This window comes from Saprospira sp. CCB-QB6 (assembly GCF_028464065.1).
GTDB lineage: Bacteria > Bacteroidota > Bacteroidia > Chitinophagales > Saprospiraceae > Saprospira.
Genome location: NZ_CP116808.1, coordinates 1525910 through 1547316 on the forward strand (window position 1 = coordinate 1525910; position 21407 = coordinate 1547316).

16 protein-coding genes and 2 tRNA genes are annotated in these 21407 nt (G+C 44.5%); 6 read left to right on the forward strand and 12 right to left on the reverse strand.

Annotated elements, in window-relative coordinates; genetic code table 11:
• The first annotated feature begins 179 nt into the window (after nt 1-179).
• From PPO43_RS05930 to PPO43_RS05940, 3 genes are all read left to right on the forward strand, one after another.
• Entirely contained in the window at nt 180-581 is a 402-nt protein-coding gene (locus PPO43_RS05930; protein ID WP_272620894.1) for a DUF983 domain-containing protein, read from the forward strand.
• Between the two features lie 413 nt (nt 582-994).
• Nucleotides 995-2101 carry a hypothetical protein gene (locus PPO43_RS05935; protein WP_272620895.1) on the forward strand — a complete coding sequence of 369 codons (1107 nt, stop codon included), beginning with the start codon at nt 995-997 and terminating at the stop codon, nt 2099-2101.
• Nucleotides 2102-2353: 252 nt separating this feature from the next.
• Nucleotides 2354-3184, forward strand: coding sequence for a hypothetical protein (locus PPO43_RS05940; protein ID WP_272620896.1), 831 nt, complete (start codon nt 2354-2356; stop codon nt 3182-3184).
• 55 nt (nt 3185-3239) lie between these two features.
• Here the strand turns inward: PPO43_RS05940 and PPO43_RS05945 are convergent, their stop codons facing one another.
• From PPO43_RS05945 to PPO43_RS05960, 4 genes are all read right to left on the reverse strand, one after another.
• Nucleotides 3240-3983 (reverse strand): hypothetical protein, encoded by a 744-nt coding sequence (locus PPO43_RS05945; RefSeq protein WP_272620897.1) that lies wholly within the window; start codon nt 3981-3983, stop codon nt 3240-3242.
• Nucleotides 3984-4097: 114 nt separating this feature from the next.
• Entirely contained in the window at nt 4098-5726 is a 1629-nt protein-coding gene (locus tag PPO43_RS05950; RefSeq protein WP_272620898.1) for a hypothetical protein, read from the reverse strand.
• Between the two features lie 329 nt (nt 5727-6055).
• Nucleotides 6056-7714, reverse strand: coding sequence for a DNA repair protein RecN (gene recN, locus PPO43_RS05955; protein ID WP_272620899.1), 1659 nt, complete (start codon nt 7712-7714; stop codon nt 6056-6058).
• A 320-nt stretch (nt 7715-8034) separates the two neighbouring features.
• Nucleotides 8035-8199, reverse strand: coding sequence for a hypothetical protein (locus PPO43_RS05960; protein ID WP_272620900.1), 165 nt, complete (start codon nt 8197-8199; stop codon nt 8035-8037).
• 305 nt (nt 8200-8504) lie between these two features.
• Here PPO43_RS05960 and PPO43_RS05965 point away from each other — a divergent pair, with 305 nt between their 5' ends.
• From PPO43_RS05965 to PPO43_RS05975, 3 genes are read left to right on the forward strand one after another with little or no spacing between them, the layout of a single operon-like run.
• Nucleotides 8505-10418: an AAA domain-containing protein gene (locus tag PPO43_RS05965; RefSeq protein WP_272620902.1), complete on the forward strand. Its 1914-nt coding sequence runs from the start codon at nt 8505-8507 to the stop codon at nt 10416-10418.
• A gap of 32 nt (nt 10419-10450) precedes the next feature.
• Entirely contained in the window at nt 10451-11197 is a 747-nt protein-coding gene (locus PPO43_RS05970) for a 3'-5' exonuclease (protein ID WP_272620903.1), read from the forward strand.
• 52 nt (nt 11198-11249) lie between these two features.
• The gene (locus PPO43_RS05975; protein ID WP_272620904.1) at nt 11250-13220 is read left to right on the forward strand and encodes an ATP-dependent nuclease; all 1971 of its coding nucleotides are present in this window, start codon (nt 11250-11252) and stop codon (nt 13218-13220) included.
• A 56-nt stretch (nt 13221-13276) separates the two neighbouring features.
• On the opposite strand, the gene PPO43_RS05980 is transcribed toward PPO43_RS05975, so the two are convergent.
• The 8 genes from PPO43_RS05980 to PPO43_RS06015 all read right to left on the reverse strand — a co-directional run bounded on the left by PPO43_RS05980 (nt 13277) and on the right by PPO43_RS06015 (nt 21194).
• Nucleotides 13277-14449: a S1C family serine protease gene (locus tag PPO43_RS05980; protein WP_272620905.1), complete on the reverse strand. Its 1173-nt coding sequence runs from the start codon at nt 14447-14449 to the stop codon at nt 13277-13279.
• Between the two features lie 1155 nt (nt 14450-15604).
• The gene (locus tag PPO43_RS05985; RefSeq protein ID WP_272620906.1) at nt 15605-16237 is read right to left on the reverse strand and encodes an ABC transporter ATP-binding protein; all 633 of its coding nucleotides are present in this window, start codon (nt 16235-16237) and stop codon (nt 15605-15607) included.
• Between the two features lie 3 nt (nt 16238-16240).
• Nucleotides 16241-17026, reverse strand: a complete 786-nt coding sequence (gene lpxA, locus PPO43_RS05990) for an acyl-ACP--UDP-N-acetylglucosamine O-acyltransferase (protein WP_272620908.1) — start codon at nt 17024-17026, stop codon at nt 16241-16243.
• A gap of 2 nt (nt 17027-17028) precedes the next feature.
• The gene (locus PPO43_RS05995; protein WP_272620909.1) at nt 17029-18414 is read right to left on the reverse strand and encodes a bifunctional UDP-3-O-[3-hydroxymyristoyl] N-acetylglucosamine deacetylase/3-hydroxyacyl-ACP dehydratase; all 1386 of its coding nucleotides are present in this window, start codon (nt 18412-18414) and stop codon (nt 17029-17031) included.
• Nucleotides 18415-18509: 95 nt separating this feature from the next.
• On the reverse strand, nt 18510-19556 hold the full coding sequence (gene porQ / locus PPO43_RS06000; protein ID WP_272620910.1) for a type IX secretion system protein PorQ: 1047 nt from the start codon (nt 19554-19556) through the stop codon (nt 18510-18512).
• On the reverse strand, nt 19546-20151 hold the full coding sequence (locus PPO43_RS06005; protein WP_272620911.1) for a toxin-antitoxin system YwqK family antitoxin: 606 nt from the start codon (nt 20149-20151) through the stop codon (nt 19546-19548). The genes porQ and PPO43_RS06005 overlap by 11 nt, the downstream gene beginning before the upstream one ends.
• A gap of 349 nt (nt 20152-20500) precedes the next feature.
• Nucleotides 20501-20573 (reverse strand) — tRNA-Gly (locus PPO43_RS06010).
• A 545-nt stretch (nt 20574-21118) separates the two neighbouring features.
• Nucleotides 21119-21194, reverse strand: a tRNA-Gly gene (locus tag PPO43_RS06015).
• Nucleotides 21195-21407: the final 213 nt, after the last annotated feature.

Genomic DNA, 21407 nt, shown 5'->3' on the forward strand with positions numbered 1-21407 from the left:
CTCAACTATAAAATGACTGTGATAGCCGTCACCTTGGCAAGCTTCCAAAAATACTTATATTTGCCTTAGACAAGCAAAGCGCTTGAGCTCTTTTTTATATCCATCATCCTGACTAGCTCAAGCCAAATACATCACCATCTGTGCCCTCTCATCAAGGACACTACAAATTGCAAATAATTATGGCTAAAAGAGGAAAAATCGCTGCCATTTTGCTTAACAAATGTCCCCGCTGCCATGAAGGCGATATGTTTAAAACAGGCATCACAGGCGGAATTTACAATATGAATGATCCTTGTCCCTACTGCGGACAACGTTTCGAGACCGAACCTGGCTTTTTCTGGGGCGCTATGTACATCGGTTACGGACTCAGCGGAGGCTATATGCTTACTTCTGTAACCCTGCTCATGTTTCTCGCTGGCCTTAGCGTCAATATGGCCTTTTTGGTCGCTATCCTCGGCGGTATCGTTATTCTTCCCATTAACGCCCGCCTCGCCCGCTCTATCTGGATCCACATTTATATCGGCTACGATAAAGAACTAGTGGACGAGATCGAAGCCAAAAATCATACAGCAGATGCCTAATTAGGTCCTGCCCAAAATACAGTCGCCAACTTCCCTCTTTAGTTTTTACTAAGAGGGAAGTTTTTTATTTTATCGCCCTAATGCAATACAATATGACTAATTATTTTGGTTTTGGGGGCTGCCCCTGCGGCCTACGGCCTTGGGGCGCTACGTTTCGCAGCTCGCTATTCGCTCGGCCCTGCAGCGCTAAAGCGCTTTGGTCTGGCCCTTCGGGCCACTGCTGCACATCGCTAGGCCGCTCCACTGCCCAGCTCCGCTTTTGGCTCTGCTGCTTCGGCCTCTTTTTTTTCTGGACCAATTGCTCTGCCCAATTATCTCCCCAAGATAGCCTAGAGCAAAAATACTGGCATTATCGCTCCCGCTTTCTCCAAAACTACATCCAACTGGGCCAAGGCCCTGGCCAATCTATCCCTATGGGCGCCAGAATGCCCACGGCCAATTGCGCAGACAATTGGCACCTCCTGCGCGATAAATGCAAGACCCCAAAAGGCCAAGGCCTAATCGAATGGGGCGATGCCACTATTCATCTGGGCCTCTATATAGCCACTTTGGCCCTAGAAGCCCAACTACTTGAACAAAAAGGGCAAGATCGCTCGGCCTGCCTCAAAGAGCTTTGGCTAGCCCTTGAAGCCTACGACCGCCTAGATGAACAGGCCGAAACCTTTTTGGGCCTCCCCCCTAGCCTCAATGGCTTTTTCATCCGCGATGATGTCCCCTCCGATTTTCACCTAGAATTTGATAGCGCCAACTGCTGCAGAGCCTCGGCTGCCTGCCAAGCACCAAGCGCCAAGGATGGCTACTTTATTAGTCAAGATCAAGTATTTTACCTTTATGTGGGTTGGTTACTCACGGCCCAATTATTAGAAGGCCAAAAGTACCAAGATAGCTTGCCTAGCTTTGATGAAAAGGTAGCCGGCCAAGTCCATCGCCTTTCCAACTATTTTTTGCAAGAGGACTGGACCCTCAAAGCCCCCAATGGCGAAGAAATCCCAAATCAATGGGGAGGCGATTTACGAATGCTCAATTATGCTTTGGCTGAAGGTGGCAATCGCTTGGCGGGCCCCTATACGGGCCAAAACTACCAAAGTCAAAGCAGCCGAGGCTGGGGACTAGCGGCCTTTACCTTTTTAGGCTGGCGGCTGCCCATGCCACAACACAACAGAGGGATGATCGTCCAAGCGGCCATTTTGGTAAATGCTTGGTCGGCCAAAAAGATGGCCCGCTACTGCCGCCGTCATGATTTTGTAGCTTGGGCCTTTGTTGATGCGATTGTCAACCGCAGAAAATTGCATAAATCAATTAAAATGGAGGAGGTCCAGGAGCTATTAAGTACCGCTCCTTGGGATGGTCCTTGTTTTGGCACGCCCAATTGCTCCAATACGCCTGGCTGGATGGGATTTGACCGCTGGGTACATCCCGAGCTAAAAAACGGAAATGATTGGAAGCGATATTTTGATTACAATGGCTTAGACTATATGCTTATGTACAATCTTTATCAATATTATTTGAGTTTGGATTAGGCCCTTTTGCGATGGACAGGCGGCAAAGCCGCCGCAAAGGAGCGTAGCGACGCGGCTGAGGGATGGACAGCAGTGGCCCGAAGGGCCAGACCAAAGCGCTTTAGCGCTGCAGGGCCGAGCGAATAGCGAGCTGCGAAACAGCCCGACCCGAGCCCAAGGCGAGGGGCAGCCCCTAAAAGGACAAAGAGAATAAAAAGCATTCCTGTGATTGCTTAAAAATTGCTATCTTAGGAGTGCTAAAATATAACAACTATGAATTGGACCGACGATAAAGATGATTTTGATTGGAACGAGGAAGATTTTGAGGAGGATGATGACTTTTCTTGGGAGGAAGACGACTTTGGAGAAGAGGAGGAGGATTTCTCTTGGGAAGAAGATGATTTTGCTCAAAATGAGGAAGAGGAATTTGATTGGAGTTTAGAGGAGGAGGAGGAAAAAGAGCCCTTAGAAATGGATGTTACGGCTGAGCAAGATGCGCAGTCAGGAGATCTTTTATCGAATCTTTTTGCTGGGCAAAAAGAGGCTGAGGCGCCTGAAGAAGTAGCGGAAGAAGTGGGTTATTTGCCCATGCCACAGGATAATAAAAAGGCGCGTTTAGACATTACCAAAAACTCTAAGGAGGATCATAGAACGCCCATGCGTTTTACCAAAAAGGAGGTAGAAGCGCAATTGAAAAAGGACCTAAAATACTTTAAAGACCGCTGTAAATCTAAGTTGGTGGTCAAGCCATTTTTTGTGATGGAAGCTTATCCTTATAAGAAGAAGAGCAGTGACTCGGACATTATGGAGGATAAAAACGTAGAAGAAGACTTCATTTTGGTCATTGGTAGTTTGCCTAAATTGCGTAGTACGGAAGAATTTAAGGGCAAGGCTTACGTCAAGGGTCGACTCACTTATTTACCTGAAGGTCAATATGATCAGGGGTATTTAAAGCGGCATTTAGGGCTTTTAATTGATAAGAAATATAAGCGAGTTAAGAAAAGTGCAATTCGCAGATTGCTCGATCCGATTAAGAACCAATTGCGTGGGGGTTGGCCTTTTGAGATATACAAAGAGCTTCCGAAAAAAGAAGAATTGAGTTAATACAGCTCATAAAAAAAGCCGAGGCGATTGCCTCGGCTTTTTTGTGGCCTATTGTTTAGTTTTTGCGCCAAGTGCAGACAGGGCCATCTTCTGCAGTGTACTGGAAAGATTTGCCATCGGCGGCAAAGATAATGACATAATTGTTGTTATCGGCTCTTTCAAAGCGTTGGTTACCTCTATATATATAGCTGTATTGGCGATCGTTTACGATTTGCGTCAACTGAATATTGTTAAGTGTATCATAGGCAAAATTGATTTGGAAACTAAAGTTACCACAATCAGAGCTCCAGCTTCCGTTAATAAACTCGGGTTGTAGGAAGTCAATATCAAAGCTAGATAAAGGGCCAAATTGCTTATATATTTTGGCGGTCATTTCGGGGGTCTTGCCTTTTACCACCGAGCTTTTTATTTCCTTATTGATAGGTGTATTGGGACGGATTTCATAAATCGTTCCCCCTGTTTTTGTTTTGTAGTTTGTTTTTTCGCCAATCATCCAAGCTCCGCGATTTGCAAATAGGCCTTTTGTATTATGGATATTAACCACAGCTAGCCCCTCCTCTTCTTCTGAGATGGGAAGATCTGGGTCTGTTGCGGGAACCTCATAGAAAAGGCTTTCATTGTTTAGATTTTCTAGGCGAGTGCGGATGAGATATTGATCTTTTTTCTTCTTCTTTTCTAGGATTTTATATTGATAGCTACATTGAAGTCCTTCTTGCTGAATCGACATTTCATCTGATTGCTGTGCTTGCAAATGGCCCATAAAAAGCCCTAAAAGAGCGAGTAATAAATAGTTTTTCATTGTTTAAGTGTTGTTCTATTAAAAAATCAAGAGGGGCTTTGCAAAGGCTGGGCCAAAGAAAAAGGCGAGCCCATAGGGCTCGCCTTTTATAAGGACTACAACTTAATCTTCCAACTAATCTAGTGTAGGTAATTCTGTTGTTTCCTTTTGAATTTTGATTGTAGGACGATCTTGTTGTTGAGTTTCCAACTCTTTTTGCTTAGGCAACTGAATTTTTGAAGGCTGTTGTTTTTCGCTAGACTTGCGATAGAACATATATTCAGTTTTAGGCTGTCCATACAGTTCGGGTTGTAGGTATTTGCCTGCACGTTCTCCATCCTTAACAATTTCTGTCTGCCGTTCTTCTGGATGAGCTTGGAGGTAAGCATCATTGCGTTCCGCATAAACGGTCCAAGAAACCTTAGTCCCTGGCTTACCAGCTACCACGAAAGTATTATTCGCAATTTCTTCTAACACATAAGGTTGCTGAGGAGTACCAATCGCTGTAAGTTGATAGCTGAAGTTTCTATTTAGTGCAGAAAAATAGCTAGGCAACTCAATTGTAGCCTCTCCATTTGCATCTAGCTGAGCGATGCCTCTATACAAGTTAAGTACTTCATCAGATTCAATAGAAAAATGCTTAAGCATCTTATTCTGTGGATCTTCAGGGTGGTCAATGATAAAGGTTTTTGTTCCAGTAGCCCCTATATTTCCATTTGCATAAACACCATAGAAGTTACCAGTACCTTCTACACCGATTCCCCAACCTGCAGTAGGCGTAGAAGAGCCTGCAACACCAATATGGTCGGCTACATCAGAACCTGTGTAAGAAAAATCTCCTGCGGTAACTACTCCCGTGATTGAATTAGACTGTTGTTGACCAACAAAAACAGGTCCTTGTCCCAAGTTAGTCGCAAAAACGGTCTCATCGGTATTTGTTGCCCCATTGATATTAAATTCAGCATTGCGACCTTGGGCACCGGTATGATTAATTAGAATACCATGACTAAGACCACCTTGATTTGCAGCAAAGGCCGCCCCGGCAATTGTCCCACCAGATGTTGGACTAGCCGTATACATATTGGCAAAGAAACCATAAACATCACCACCTGCAGTAGCAGGCGTACTAGAGTTCCCATTGTCAGCATCTACAATATAACCAACTCCATCTTGCACATCTAGGCTAATTGACACCCCTGTACCACCAGCAGTAGTATGATCACCCAAGAAGCCAGTTTGATTGCCTCTGATGATATTGACAAAACCAATCCCATTAGTTACATCATTATACATACCATTTCCTGTAGTATTTTGGTAAACCATTAGGCCATAACCAGTGCCCGAATGATCTACGAGTAATCCAGGACGAGTATTCCCCGCTGGCTGAATAAAATAACCGCCATATCCAGCACCTGCATTATTTACTAGGAAACTAGCCACACCAGAAGGACTAGCAGCATCCATATCTATTTCAACACCATTTCCCTGGCCTAGCTGCAAAAAGCGAGCAATAGAAGAACCGTTAGTAGTTAATAGATTTTGTACATGTAAAGCGCGATTAGTTCCTGCATTGCGTAAAAAAACAGCGGAGCTACCATTTGAATTAACCGTATGATTTACTTCAATAGAGTTTCCTGTTGTTTCTGTCTGCAATATATCCAATTTACCACTAGGAGCAGGCTCTCCAATCCCCACATTTTGGGCCTGAAGCTGCATGCCCATCATAGCGGCACAAAGAAGGGTAAGTGTAGTTTTAATTTTCATCTAGAGTAGGTTTTGTTAAATGTTCTGAATATTACTTAGCGTTAGGTGGTTCTTTTAAGGCAAAGAACAAACCAAATATTTAGGCCCCCATCAATTGAAGCCTAGCAAAATAAGGCCAAAAACATAACCCTGCAATTAAATTAGCTGATTTTTAACAGTTTACAGCGCCCACCCAATTTGCTAAATTTTCGACTATAAAAACGAATCAAATACTAAAACTGTTGCCCTCTACCTTATTTTAAAGAGGCATTAACGGCTAAAAAAAACAAAAGTTCGCAACCTCAAATAAGATGCAAACTTTTATTAAACTTGGCTCTACGAGTAAGCAGTTATCGAGCCAAAAGCTCCTTTGCATTGGCCTTTGCATAAGCCGAAGGCGGATTCCCACTCAACATTTTGGCTAGTTCCTCTATTCGTTCTTCCTCTTTTTCTAGCTCTTTTATTGCTGTCACCGTCCTATCTTTAATCACGCTTTTGTGCACAAAATAATGTTTGCGTGCCTTGGCCGCTATTTGTGGTGAATGCGTAATACTAACCACTTGATGCGCCGCCGATAATTGCTGTAAAATCTGCCCCATCTGCAAGGCCACCTCTCCAGATACCCCCGTATCAATTTCATCAAAGATCAAGGTAGGTAAAGTAATGGCCCCAGCCATCATGGACTTTATACACAAAGCCAAACGAGATAACTCCCCTCCAGAGGCGATTCCCCGAATTTCTTCTAAACGCCCCCCCTTATTGGCCGAGAATAAAAACCGTAGTTGATCAATTCCCTTGGGTCCCAATTCCTTAACCTCTGCTAGGTCTACCTTAAGCCGAGCATATTTCATCGATAATTGCTGCAAGAGCTCTCTAAGCTGCCCCTCAAATGGTCCAATTGCCTGCTCCCGCTTAGCCGATAAAGCCTTACCCTGCTGCCAAAGCTGCTTTTCTTTCTTTACTATACTACTCTTGAGCTGCTCTATTTGCTCCTCCAAGCCCTCAAAACCATCCAATTGCTGCTGCAACTCTTCCTGCAAAGCCAATAATTCCTCCTCAGAAGCAACATGATGCTTTTTTTGCAAGCGAAAAAGCAAATCCAAACGCTCATTCACCTCCTCCAAACGCTCATCATCATAATCCGTATCCTCCGCAATGCGATTCAAACCATTACTCAATTCCTCCAACTCAAAACGCAAACCCTCCAAGCGCTCCGCCAACTCTGGCAAGTCTTTCTGATAATCCGATACCGTATACAATTGATTGCTCATGACCGTCAATTGCTCACTCAAAGAAGGCTCCTCCTCCGTTAGGCCCATCACCAAACCCGAAAGCACCCGCTTGATGTCCTCCGCATGACTCAACTGCTTTTGCTCCTGCTCCAACTCTTCCTGCTCCCCCGCATACAACTCCGCCTCCAACAATTCCTTCAACTGAAAAGCAATAAACTCTTGCTCCTTCAAAGCCGAACGCTGCTTGCGCTCCAAAGCCCGCAACTGACTCTTCTCTCCCTCATATTGCCCATAAAGCAACTCATATTGGGCCAAATCATCTAGATTGCCCGCCAAAGCATCCATAATCTGCAACTGATAATCTGGCTCCTGTATATCTAAGGTGTCAAACTGCTGATGCACATCCAATAAGCGATCAGAAAGCGCCTTGAGTTGCTCCAGTTTTACGGGACTATCATTAACAAAGGCCCGCGTTTTACCCGATGGCCGAATCTCCCGCCGAATGATCGTCTGCTCCTGAAAATCTAACTCCAGTTCCGCAAATAGCCCCCCAAAACGAGCCTTCGATAACTCAAACTCCGCCTCTACATAGGCCTTTTTGTTCAAGTCATACAACACCTTGGTGTCGGCCCGCTTGCCCCGAATAAGGCCCAATGCCCCCAATATAATAGACTTTCCCGCCCCCGTTTCTCCCGTTATAATGGTCAGGGCCTGATGAAAATCGAGCCGTACAAACTCGATAATCGCGTAGTTTTCTATCTGTAAAGATTTTAGCATTATTGTCTGTCGCTTCTTGGGCTATGCCCTCTCTCAAAAAGATTGATCTGCATTTATAACAAAGCTAAGGCTAAAGCTCGAATCTTAAAACAGATTGGCGCAAAAAAATGCAACTTTTTGTTTTTTATTTTTCTTTCTGCTGCCTTTCTGTTTGTTTTGGGGCTGCCCCGCCCTGCGGGCGGGTCGGGCTGTGTCAGGGCTCGCTGATCGCTCGGCCCTTCGCTTTTTTTCGCTACGCTCAAAAAAGCTCGGTCTGGCCTACGGCCCCCCTTTTCCATCCCTCAGCCTGCGGGCGCTGCGCGCCCTCTCCTAAGCCAAACCTAAAGTTTCTCCAATTGCCGAATCTTTTGTTCCCAATCTTTTATCGTAGACAATAACTGCCGCCCCTCGGCCCGCCCCCGCAATATCAATTTGTTGGCCCTATACATCTTTTTCATCTGCAGCAACTCCTGCTGCATCTGCTTGATTAACTTCTTTGTAGACATAACTAATCAGCTGACTTTATTAAGTAATATACTAAATGTAAGGCCCCGCATTTTAAAGCGCAAGTTTTTACTCTTCTTTTTCGTAAACAATTAAGTATTAAAGACCAGTAGGCCCAGCGCTGCGGAGTGGGTGGCCCGAAGGGCCAGACCCAGCCGCCCTAGGCGGTGCAGGGCCGAGCGAACAGCGAGCCCCGCAGCATAGCGGCGGCCAAGCTAGCCTTTGGCTAGCTGGCCGCGGGCCCCAAAAAAGTAATAATTAGATGATATTCTCCGCAAACCGCTGTATATTTCCCAAAAGGCAGAAAATGAAAGCAACTGAAGAAATACAGGCCCTAATGGCCCTCTTAGAAGAAGAAAAACAAGAAGAAATTAAGCAATACCGCTATTTGCTGGAACAATTGCCCCTGAAAGAGCGCATAGAAAAAGGCGTTTGTTGGCATCCTGTTCGACAAGAGCGCAACGGCTGGAGCTTGGGCGAACACCCTTATGTAACGGTCAGCCGAATGTATAATAAGGAGCAAGCCCATAAGTTTCGAGCAGGGACCGTGGTGGGGATTTTTCCCAGTAGCAACTTTGAGCGCAAAAAATCCATCTTTGAGTATGGCGTGGTCCAATACATCAAAAAAGATGAGATGAAAATTATTCTCTATGGCAAGGAACTGCCCTCTTGGGTAATGCACGAACAAATCGGTGTGCAGCTTGCCTTTGACGAACGCTCTTATCTGGAAATGGGCAAGGCCCTTAAATTAGTGGCCGAAGCAGAAGATAATCGCTTATCAGAATTGCGCGAGATTTTGTTGGGTAAGATGCCCGCCCGTTTTCAGGACCACCGCCGCCCAGGCGATCTAGGCCAACTGAATAACTCCCAAGCCGAAGCCGTTCAACAGATTTTAGCCGCCGAAGATGTGGCTGTGGTGCACGGCCCTCCAGGTACCGGAAAAACCACAACCCTAGTGGCTGCAATTAAGGAGTTGGTCAAAAGAGAAAGCCCTATTCTGGTTTGCGCCCCCTCTAATCCCGCCAGCGATTTACTCACAGAACGCCTAGCCGAACAAGGCTTGAATGTCGTTCGGGTGGGTAATGTCTCTCGCCTAGACGATAATGTTCTCAAACATAGTATTGAGGGCATTTTGCAAGAGCGAGCAGAAATGAAGGAGGTCAAAAAGATGAAAAAAGAGGCCGATGAACTCTTCCGCAAAGCCGGTAAGTTTAAGCGGAAGTTTGGCCCCAACGAGCGCAATGAACGTCGAGAAACTTACCAAGAAGCAAAAAATCTGCTTCGCCACGCTCGGATGATGGAAGATTATGTGATTGAAAAGATTCTATCGGAAGCCGATGCAATTTGCTGTACTTTGGTTAGCTCTATGAACCGTTATATCGAAAACCGCCGCTTTCATACGGTCGTTATTGATGAAGCCGCTCAAGCCCTAGAGCCAGCTTGCTGGATTGCCATCGCTAAGGCCGATAAGGTCATTTTGGCTGGCGACCCTTTTCAGCTTCCCCCTACCGTAAAAAGCCGAAAAGCCGCCCAAAAGGGGCTTTCCATTACTTTATTGGAAAAGGCCGTAGAGCGTTTGGAGCGGGTGCAATTGCTCAAAACGCAATATCGCATGCATGAGAAAATTATGCAGTTCTCGAACCAATACTTTTATGAGGGGCAGCTACAAGCGGCAGATTTTGTTAAGGATTGGACCCTGGCCATGCGGCCTGGCGGAGATACTACCCCCGTGGAATTTATTGATACGGCAGGTTGTAGCTTTGACGAGAAGATCAATCCAGAAACCCTTAGCTCTTTCAACCCCGAAGAGTATTATATATTAAGGCAGCATTTGGACCATTTACTGAGCTTTGCCGATAAAGACTTGCGGCCCAGCATTGCCGTTATTTCTCCCTATCGAGAGCAGGTCCGTTTTATGCAAGAGCAGATGGAAAGCGATTTCGATCATTTTCCTGATGATGATATTACCATAGATACCATTGATGCCTTTCAAGGCCAAGAACGAGATGTCGTCTATATTAGCCTGGTCCGCTCCAATGAGAAGGGCGAAATTGGCTTCCTCAAGGATACTCGCCGCCTCAATGTGGCAATGACCAGAGCCCGCAAAAAACTAGTCATCATTGGCGATAGTGCCACTTTGGGCCAACATCCATTTTATCAATCGTTTATGGACTACTGCGAAAAGCATGGCAAATACGCCAGCGCTTGGGAGTGGATGTAAACAACAACAGACAAGACAAAATAAAACTATATATGGGATTGCAATTAGAACGCCCCTTGGTCTTCTTTGACCTAGAGACCACAGGAACCAGCATCGTAAATGATCGTATTGTGCAAATTGGTGCCATCAAACTTTATCCCGATGGTCGCACAGAAGTAAAGAACCGCTTGGTCAACCCCCAAATGCCTATTCCAGAAGGCGCCTCCGCCGTGCACGGCATCTATGATAAGGATGTAGCAAACGAACCTAAGTTCCGCCAACTAGCCAAAGCTTTCTATGGCTGGCTAAAGGATAGCGACCTAGCAGGCTATAACTCTGACAACTTTGATATTCCCATGCTAGCCGAGGAATTTGCTCGTGCAGGCATTGAATATCCCACTGCCGACACCCATTTTGTAGATGTCATCAAGTTAGAACGATACGTCAATAGCCATAAATTGGGCGACACTTATCAACGCTATACTGGCGAAGAGCTGCTTGATGCCCATGATGCCATTGCCGATATTGAGGCCACAAAAACGATTCTCGAAAAGCAATTGGAGAAACACGATGATCTGCCAATTACGGTCAAAGAATTAGAGGCCCTATTTATTGAAGACGGTAAAGAACGTGTTGATTTCGCAGGCAAGATTTACCGCCATGAAGGAGAGCTCTACTGGAACTTTGGCAAGCTAAGGGACCAGCCCATCCGAGCCGATAAAGGCTATGCCGATTGGGTCCTTAGAGGAGAGTTTTCCGAAAATACTAAGAAGTTTGTACGAGCCGTTTTTGAGGGCTAGGATTTTTTGACTAGATTTAATAAGTATATATTTCTTTACCAAAAAAAACACAATGACTACAGTTTTTAGTACTAGCATGCCAGAATTTGCTCCTGTAATTATCGAAAAAGTACGAATTAGGAACTTTCGGTCGATATCAGATTTAGAGCTCAACCTAAGTAAACACTCCTTAACTGTTTTAGTTGGAAATAATAGCGCTGGGAAATCTAATATATTAAGAGCACTTAATCTATTTTTTAATAGTGAAACAGACTTGGGACAACCATTATCTTTTGACCGTGATTTCTCGCACAATTACTCTGGTCGAGGACGAAACAATAAAAAAGAAATTGCAATAACTGTACATTTAAGACACCCTAATAAAGATGAAGTCTTAATTCGAACAAAAAAATGGTGGTGGCAAGATGATCAGATACTAACAGTGGAGCCAAGTGTAGAGGAGCAATTACAACGACAAGATGTAAATGGACACAAAAGCGTCATAGGACCTAGAACAACGAGAGATTGGGGGAAACGTATTCGTTGGGCCAACTATATCAAATATCGCTATGTACCTGCTATTAAAGGCAAACAATACTTTATTGAATTAAAGAAAACTCTAAATCAGGTCTTAAACGAAGTTAATAAAGGTGAATTTAAAACACAATCTGAAGAGTTCATCAGAAACCTTCAGCAAAGAACTGGAGCAATATCCTCAGAACTTAAAGCTAAGCTAGATATTGATAGCAAAATACAGATGCCTCCTAATCTATTTGAATCATTATTTGCGGAATTAGACTTTGGGTCGGGTAATGGAGCAGATGGAGAAAAGCAAGTTTTTTTAGATATGAGAGGAGATGGCATGAAGGTTCGCCATATACCTGTTATACTCCACTTCATGGCTAAAGAAGAGTATAATTTTACTCACCAAGGGAGACCACGGACTAAAACAATTTGGGGATTTGAAGAGCCTGAAAATAATTTAGAAATGAGACAAGCATTTTCTTTGGCTCAAGATTTTTTAAAATATTCAAATCTCGTACAAATATTTCTAACAACACATTCCCCTGCCTTTTACTCTCTAAACAAAGAGGGAAATAGCCAGGTTAAAAGTTTCTTCATTGGGAAAGACAACGAAGGACAATCAGAAAGAGTTATTCTACATAAAAAAGATGCGAAAAAAGGAAGTACAGGTTCTATTGATGTAGATGCTGAGCTAGGAATGTTGCCATTGATAACACCTTATGTAGAAGACGCAATCATAGATGCTAAAGAAAAAAAAGAACTCTTAGAAATCCAACTAAAAGAACTCACAGACAAAATTGGTTTTAATACTAAGGCTTTGGTATATTCAGAGGATGGTAATTTAGACATGCTAAAAATTCTACTTAAGGCCCATAAGATTGACCTAGACTTAGTAAAATTTGAAGAAGCTGGAGAAATTCGAGGAAAAGATAATTTGCAAATTGCTCCCACAAGTGCAGATGCGTTAATGAGTAGAAATGAGCAAGTTGCTGCTGTTTTAATACACTTGGATAAAGATGTTGACAATAGCAAAATTAAAGACGCTATAGAACTATCATTATCCAAAGTTAAGAAAAACAATAAAGACAAAATGATCATATTCATGACTGAGGGATATGACATTGAGTCCTACTTCTTAAACACAAAACACATACATCATCTATATCCAAATATATCGTTAGAAAGAATAGCAGATTTAATAGAGTGCGCTATCGATAATGTAGAATCCGTATCCATAAAGAAGATTGAAAACTACTATAAGTATCGACTTTTCTCTAACAAGACTGACTTAGGACTGCAGGAAGACGTACTTCTAAATATGGCTGCCTCTCAAGCAAAGACTAAATATGATAAAGACCGTAAAACAATTTTTTATGGGAAAAAAGCCTTAGAAAACTTACACGAACTAATAGCTAATGAACTTAAGATTCCAGTCTCTGAAATTAACTTAATTCAACCATCTGATTCCTTCAGTATTGATGCAATCGAAAAATTTGCTTCTAAAATCATAACCCCCTAACCAAAAAAGCCCAGCGCTATGCGCTGGGCTTTTTTCATGTTCTTTCCTCCCCTACTCTATTCTTTCAACTTCATATTGAGTTCTAGCTCTTTCTTTCCTCGTTTAACCTTCACGCGGACGGTATCGCCGGGATTCCGACTACCGACTTTCTCTTGCAGTTCATTGACCGAGCGAACTTTTTGGTCATTGATGCCCACAATCACATCTCCTTTTTTAATGCCAGCATCCTTAGCGGCTCCCCCTTCAATCAATTCTGAAACGAAAACGCCCTGACTGACGAATAGGCCTTCCTGCTTTGCAAAATCACTATCCACATCCATAATCATTACACCCAAATAAGCGCGGTGTACCTCTCCATACTCCATCAAATCCCCAACTACTTTTTTCACAAGGTTGATGGGCACAGCAAATGAATAGCCCGCATAAGTTCCAGTAGGGGTAGCAATAGCCGTATTGATGCCGACTAGTTCTCCATCGGCATTAACCAAGGCACCACCACTGTTTCCAGGATTTACAGCCGCATCGGTCTGAATAAATGATTCGATGCTTGCTTTGCGATTGCCCAAAATATTGATATTTCGACCTTTGGCCGAGACAATACCCGCCGTAACCGTGAAATTCAGATCAAAGGGATTCCCCACAGCCAAAACCCACTCCCCAATCTTAATTTGATCGGAATTAGAGAGGGCCACACTGGGCAAATTGGGGGCTTGGATTTTGAGCACAGCCAAATCAGTAGAAGGATCGGTACCCACCAATTCGGCCTTATATTTTCGCTTATCATAAAGGGTCACTTCGATTTCCGTGGCCCCCTCAATCACATGATTATTGGTGACAATATAGCCCTGCTTACCTAGAATTACTCCCGAACCCGTTGATTGATTATCGCGAGGACGGCCAAAAAGCTCCATATAACGCTCTTCTCTGCGAGAGCTAGGGGTATATCGGCTAATAGAAGTAACATTGACCACCGCTGGCATCACCTTTTCGGCCGCAGTAGAAAAATCGATGGGCGCCCGAGTCCCTCCCATATTATGAGCCAATTGATTCATTTCCCCAGTAACTTTGGGCGCTTGTTCTTCGGTGGTTTGTTCGGGCGCTTGGGCTAGCGTTTCGGTCTTAATTTCTATGGCTTGGACGGATGACTTTGAAGGGAGGAGATAACCGGCTCCTAGGACCAATAGTCCGCCCGCCAAACCAGAAAAAAGATGCGAAAGATTGGGTTTCATAACTAATGAATTTTATTGATTACTTAATTTTTTGAACCTCCTATTAAACGGAGCTTTTTTTTTAGAGGTTGTTTTCTTCTCTAAGCTTAACGTCTCTTTAAAATTTTTAGGGTTTTATTTTGGGGCCCGCGGGCAAACTAGGCTTTGCCTAGTTTGCCCGCCGCTATGCTACCGGGCTCGCTATTCGCTCGGCCCTGCGCTGCCTTCGGCAGCTTGGTCTGCGGCTGCGCCGCACCCAGTCCGCAGCGCTGGGCCAAGGATCGCTTAGGCCAAGGGGCTATCGCTGGGCAAAAAAGACCGTTTTGGGAGACAATCCCTATATTTTGCGTTTAAGAAGGGCTCTTGTTTTCTGGACCCAAGGCATAGGAAATTAAAGAACTGCTGTTTTAGACTAAGCCCAGCGCATTCTCTGAAAAAATAATGGTCCATGGCAACCCTTTCAGACCATTCTCTGATAAAATATATAGCTGATACAACTTCCCAGAGCATTCCCTGGAAAAATAATGGTCTATGGCAACTCTTTCAGACCATTCTCTGATAAAATATATAGCTGATACAACTTCCCAGACCATTCCCTGAAAAAATAATGGTCCATCGCAACTCTTTCAGAGCATTCCCTGGAAAAATATATAGCTGAGGCAACTTCCCAGACCATTCCCTGAAAAAATAATGGTCTATGGCAACTCTTTCAGACCATTCTCTGATAAAATATATAGCTGAGGCAACTTCCCAGACCATTCTCTGGAAAAATAATAGTCCATCGCAACCCTTTCAGAGCATTCCCTGATAAAATATATAAGTCATGCAGGCCTTTTGGCTTATTCCTTTTTTAGGGAGCTGGGCAAAGGGAGGGCTTGGAGAGTGTTTTTGGGGAGAGAGGGCAGTAAAAGGGCCCGCCCAGCCGAGGGATTCCGTAAGGAATCCCGTAAAGGGGTGGGTGGGCGGGGACATATTAGCGAATGAGGAGCGAAGCGACGAATACCGCTTTTAGAGCTTGCAGGCGGCAAAGCCGCCGCAGGCTGAGGGGCTGTAGCAGGGCCGCCGAAGGCGGCAGACCGAGGCGCTTGCGCCGATGGGCCGAGCGAACAGCAAGCTGCGCAATGGCCCGACCCGAGCGAAGCGAGGGGCAGCCCCATAAAAAAAAGCAAGCCATAATTAGCTTGCTTTAAAATCTTCTATCTGCAACTGTTGCTGGCAGAGCAGCAGATCCTCATCTACATTAGAGGCGATAATACAGAGTCTATTGGGAAGGCCATAGCGTTCGAGCAGGTCTTGAAACCAGGCCACTGCTTTTCGGTCCAACGTAATACTGGGTTCATCTAATAAAAGTAGGGGGCTTTCGCTCAAAAGGGCCAGGCTCAGCTTCAGGCGTTGTTTCATTCCTGAAGAAAAAAACTGAATAGGTTTATTTTTGGCGGAATTAGGGAGGCCAGAGAGTTCAAAAAGGTCTTTGGGAGAAATTCCGGGCAGCAGAGGTTTGAACTGTCGATGGAAGTCAATAGCTTCCATCAGGCTAAGCTCTTCGATTAGTTGGACATAGGGGCCCAGATAATTGCAATATTGGAAGACCTCCTCTCTATCTATAGTTTTGCCCTTATATTGGTAGCGCAATTGGCCTGCGGAGGGAGAAAGAAAGCCCGAAAGGCATTGGAGAAGCGTAGATTTTCCAGCGCCATTATGTCCGCGAATTGCATAAGCAGTATTGGCCTCAAAGGTATAATTGAGGCCTTTAAAAATCCATTCGTAGCGGTAGCGCTTAGCTAAATTTTGGAGTTCAATGGAGAGCATAGGCTAGGCATTTGAGCGCAGGCCTTTAACGATGCCAATTTCGGAATCTTCCACAAACTTGAGGATCTGTTCTTTTTCGGCAGAGTCAACTAAATCATGAATAACCGCCAAAGCTTCTGGACGGCCTTGTTTCACGACAAATAGTTGGTGGTAAACCTCTTGGATGCGTTCGATAGTTTCTACGCTAAAGCCTCTTCGTTTTAGGCCGATCACATTCACGCCAATATAGGAGGCGGGATAGTGAGCAACGCGGACAAAGGGAGGAACATCTTTATTGAGGAGCACTCCACCGCCGAGCATAGCATGTTCTCCAATTCGGGTAAACTGATGCACGGCCGACATGCCGCCGAGGATCACGTAGTTTTCGAGCTCTACATGTCCGGCCAAGGTACTATTATTGGCTAGGACACAATAGTCGCCAACAATACAGTCATGGGCGATATGCACATAAGCCATGAGTAAGCAATTGCTACCCACCACAGTTTTCTCGTTAGCTGCCGTACCTCGGTTGAGGGTACAATATTCTCGGATAATGGTATTATCGCCTACTTCTAGGGTAGAATACTCTCCTTTGAATTTAAGATCTTGGGGGGCGGCGCCAATGATTGCGCCGGGAAAAATCTGGCAATTTTGGCCAATTCGGCTACCAGACATAATCACGGCATTGGGGCCAATTTGGGTGCCATCACCAATAACGACATCCTCTTCGATAGTGACGAAAGGACTAATTTTTACATTTTTGCCAATTTTGGCCTTGGGACTGACGGCAGCTAGCGGATGATGATTCACGATTACTTACGCTTGATAATTTGAGCTAATAATTCGGCTTCGGCTACTAGTTTATCACCAACATAGGCCTTAGCTTGCATTTCGACCAAGCCCCTTCTGATAGGGCGCATAAGGTCTAGACGGAAGATGAGCGTATCTCCGGGGACGACAGGCCGGCGGAAGCGGGCCTTATCAATTTTCAGGAAATAAGTGTCGTAAGAGAGGGGATCTTCTATAGCCTCCATGACTAAAATCCCGCCAGTTTGGGCCATGGCTTCAATTTGGAGCACACCGGGCATAATGGGGTGGCCGGGGAAGTGTCCAACAAAAAAAGGCTCATTAAAAGTCACGTTTTTAACTGCCACCACATGCTGGGGAGATAAATCGATGATTTTATCAATGAGCAAAAAGGGATAGCGATGTTGCAGCTTCCCAAAGATATCTTCAATATTATATACGGCTTCCTGTTTTGGGTCATAAACGGGAATATCCTTTGTTTTGCGTTCTTTAATCGCTAATTGGCGAAGAGCTAGGGCCATTTTGTTATTTACCCCATGGCCAGGTTTATGGGCCACAATTCGTCCTTGAATATCAAAACCCAAGAGGGCCAGATCGCCCATAAGGTCTAGCAACTTATGACGGGCGGCCTCATTGCTAAAGCGTAGGCTTTGGCCAGGCAATAAACCTACAGCTTGCACATCAATAGTTTGCTGATATTGTTGTTCCAAGGCCGCTTTTTGGGCTTCAGAAGGCAGATGTTCTACAAAAACGAGGGCTGACTCTGGTTGGCCGCCTTTGGCTAGGCCATGCTGCAAAAGAGCAGAGAGTTCGTGTAAGAAAACAAAAGTACGGGCGGGGGCGATAGCCTCTTCAAAGCTTTCTTGGCTTGGTTTGAAGCGGCTAAATTGGGCGGGTAAAACAGTAGATTGAAAATCGACAGTAACCGTAACATCTAGTTCCTCGGCGGGATAGATGCTAATTTCACTTTGTCCAACTTGAACAGAAATAGGTTCTTTGATTACAAGGCAAGCCTTCTCGGCCTGCTGTTCTTCAATTCCACCTGCTTTAAGGACCTCAATAAAAGGTTGAGCGCTACCATCTAGGATAGGTAATTCGGCAGCATTAATTTCTACAAAAGCATTATCAATACCCAAAGCATAAAAGGCAGCCATAAGATGCTCTACAGTGGCAACATAGGCTTTTTCATCTCCAATGACAGTATGACGATCTGTTTTAAATACATTAGAAGCATCAGCCTTAATAACAGGGGCTCCAGGCAAATCTACACGCTGAAACTGAATACCATGTCCGGCCTCGGCTGCTGAGATTTTAAGTTCGACATCTATTCCCGAATGTAAGCCCTTTCCAGTTATTGTCACTGCCTGCTTTAGGCACTGTTGTTTTCTCATGCTTTGCTAAGTTGGTAGTATCTTAAATGCCGCTCCATTGCGGTTGCTTTTCAACCCACAAAGATACATTTATTTATCGGCCTTCCTAATTCTCTCTAAAAATCTTGAAGTCGAGTACTAATGCCGAAATGATGTACTGTTCCAGCTAAATGATAGTTGGCCAAGCCATAATCAAATTGAAATTTATATAACTTAAAGCCTATTCCAGCCGAAAAGCCAGCCAAAGAACGTAGATTTTGAATGCTCATTTCTCTTTGGCGCCAGTGGTCATAGCCCAAACGCAGGCGAAGACTTGGACCCAGCAAAAATTCTAGATTAAAGTTCAAATGTCGGAAAAAATTATCAACTCCCTCTCCAAAATCGTTGTTCTCAGTTTCTTCCGTGCCCAATAAGCTATTTTCTTGGACCAATGCGGGATCGTCATAGCGAATATCCCAACGGTCCAAATGATGCGCCACGATAGAAATCCGCAAAGGCAAATATTTAAGCTGCTGGCTAATCCCAAATTGCATGTCAAAAGGTAAGGCATAATCGGCTTGCTCTGCATGGTACTTTTTAAGCTGTTGCCCTATATTCTTCAGTACCAAGCCCATACTAAAGCGCTTACTGCTATCTTGGTAAATCATACCCAAATTAGAAGACCAGCCCCTTGAGGAATAGGCCTCATATCTAGAAAAAATTCCCTTGAGATGTACCCCAAAGCTCAATTTATCTGTTGCCTGATAGCTAGCGCCCACTCCTAGGGCCATTTCTGAGGCAGAGAAGCTGCCCGTAGCTTGCCCTATCTCATCATAGCCCTCAAATTCGCCATAACTCACATGCTCCAAACTCCCCATTAAACTCAGTTTTTTGGGCGCAATGTGATAGGCATAAGCTACAGTACCATGGGTAATTCCCGAAATATGGGCGTTCTGCTGCAAAGAAATGCTATTGTGATTTTCTTTATTCAGGGCAGCAGGATTGAGGAAGGCTAAACTCAAATCCTTATCTCGCACAGAAGGTAAACGTCCCCCCAAAGCCGTAGCTCTTGCCGAAGGCGAAAAATCTAAAAACTCATAGACATAGCGCCCGCCTTCTACTTGAGCCCGCAAGCTCGAAAAGGCCAAACATAGCCCCAAAAAAACCAGTACCTTATTCTTCATCTTTTGCTGTTTTTCGCTCCCAAATGGTTTCACAACTGCCCGCCGAACAAGATTGTTTGCGCAGCAGCTGCCCTTCGGCATCATATTGCTTAATTAGACCATCCATATTTGGCCCTTTCAAAAAATGACCTTCTTCCTTAATTGTCCCATTCTGATAATATAAGGTGTAAGCGCCATTTTCTACACTACCACTAAACTCAACGATTTCCTTTAAGCTTCCGTTGGGGTAATAGGTCTTCAATGGCCCCTCAATATCGCCATTAACGTATTTGCCCTCCTGCTTGAGCTGCCCATTGCTATACCAATACTGAAAATCGCCTTCATAACGATCCTCTATGGTATAAGCCAAACTCTCTATCTGCCCATTAGGGTAATAGGTTTTTACGGGCCCATCCAATTTCCCCTTTTTATAATGCATAATTAAGGCAATTCCCCCCGACTCATGAAAACCTTTGTAGGTTCCTTCTATTTGGCCCGTTTTCTTATGCGCCCGATAACGACTAATTTTTCGCCCCGCATCATCTCGCTCTACCACCTTACGCAATTGACAGCTACCCAAACTAAAAAGCAACAATAGCATCCAGATCCATTTCATAAGCTTGTTTTCCTATAAAAGTACGCTTTATTCTTTCCGCTACAGGTTTTCCCTCTTTTTTTCTTCTCTAGGCTATTTTTTTGGGGCTGCCCCGCCCTTTGGGCGGGTCGGGCTGTCTCGCAGCTCGCTGTTCGCTCGGCCCTGCGCGGCTTTCAGCCGCTAGGTCTGCCGCCTGCGGCGGCCCTGCTGCCCATCCCTCAGCCAGTCGCTACGCTCCTCGGCGGGCGCTACGCGCCCTTTCCAATTGGACCAAAACACAAAAAGCCCAACCTCCTAAAGGTTAAGCTTTCAAGTATAGACACAAAAAAAGCAGCTCCTAAAAAGAAGCTGCCAGATTGTGAAAATCCTGAGCAGAAGACGAGATTCGAACTCGCGACCCCAACCTTGGCAAGGTTGTGCTCTACCAGCTGAGCTACTTCTGCTTGTTGTGTGGACACAAAGATAAGGCGCTTTTTTAAAACTCCAAATTTTTGTCCTTTTTTTTGGTGCCCGGAGCGGGGCTCGAACCCGCACTGACATTGCTGTCAACAGGATTTTCTTACCATCTACAGCTTTCACTGCCTTTTATTGGGATAAAAGTTTGTGGTCTGGACTTTCTCTCAACCCTATTCATTATCTTGATAATAATGAACTTAGGCCACTCCCGTAAAGTCTCTGCACTTTTTGCAAAACAAAGTTTGCAACTTAGCTCAGGATTGTCATCAGCATTACCTGTTAAGATTTCCCTGAATTTGAGAGTGTATGCAAAAATCAATTTCTCGATTAGCGCTCAGAATCCTACTTTTTATATGAAACTTCTTTAAGGAAGTTGTGCAATCAATAAACCGAAGTTTACTCCCAAAACTGCACTTTTAAATATTAAAAACATAAAAAAGTAGACTAAGTCCTGCGTGTCTACCAATTTCACCATCCGGGCAAAAGAACTGTTTGTTCATCCAAAAAAAAAGAAGCTCTTGCGAACTTCTCTTGGAGCAGAAGACGAGATTCGAACTCGCGACCCCAACCTTGGCAAGGTTGTGCTCTACCAGCTGAGCTACTTCTGCTTATCAATTTAGGCAACTCTCTTCCGAACTGCTTTGCAAATATAAGGCAGCCGATTTAATTTTACAAACTTTTTTAGCAAAAAAATAAACAAAAAAAGGGACTCCTTTGCTAAGTTTTTGTTTTTCAGCGACTTTTAAGCATAAAAAATAGTCCAACTTGCGTTTTGCAGGGCCGAAGGCCCGCAGGCCTAGCGATGTGGAGCAGTGCGGCGC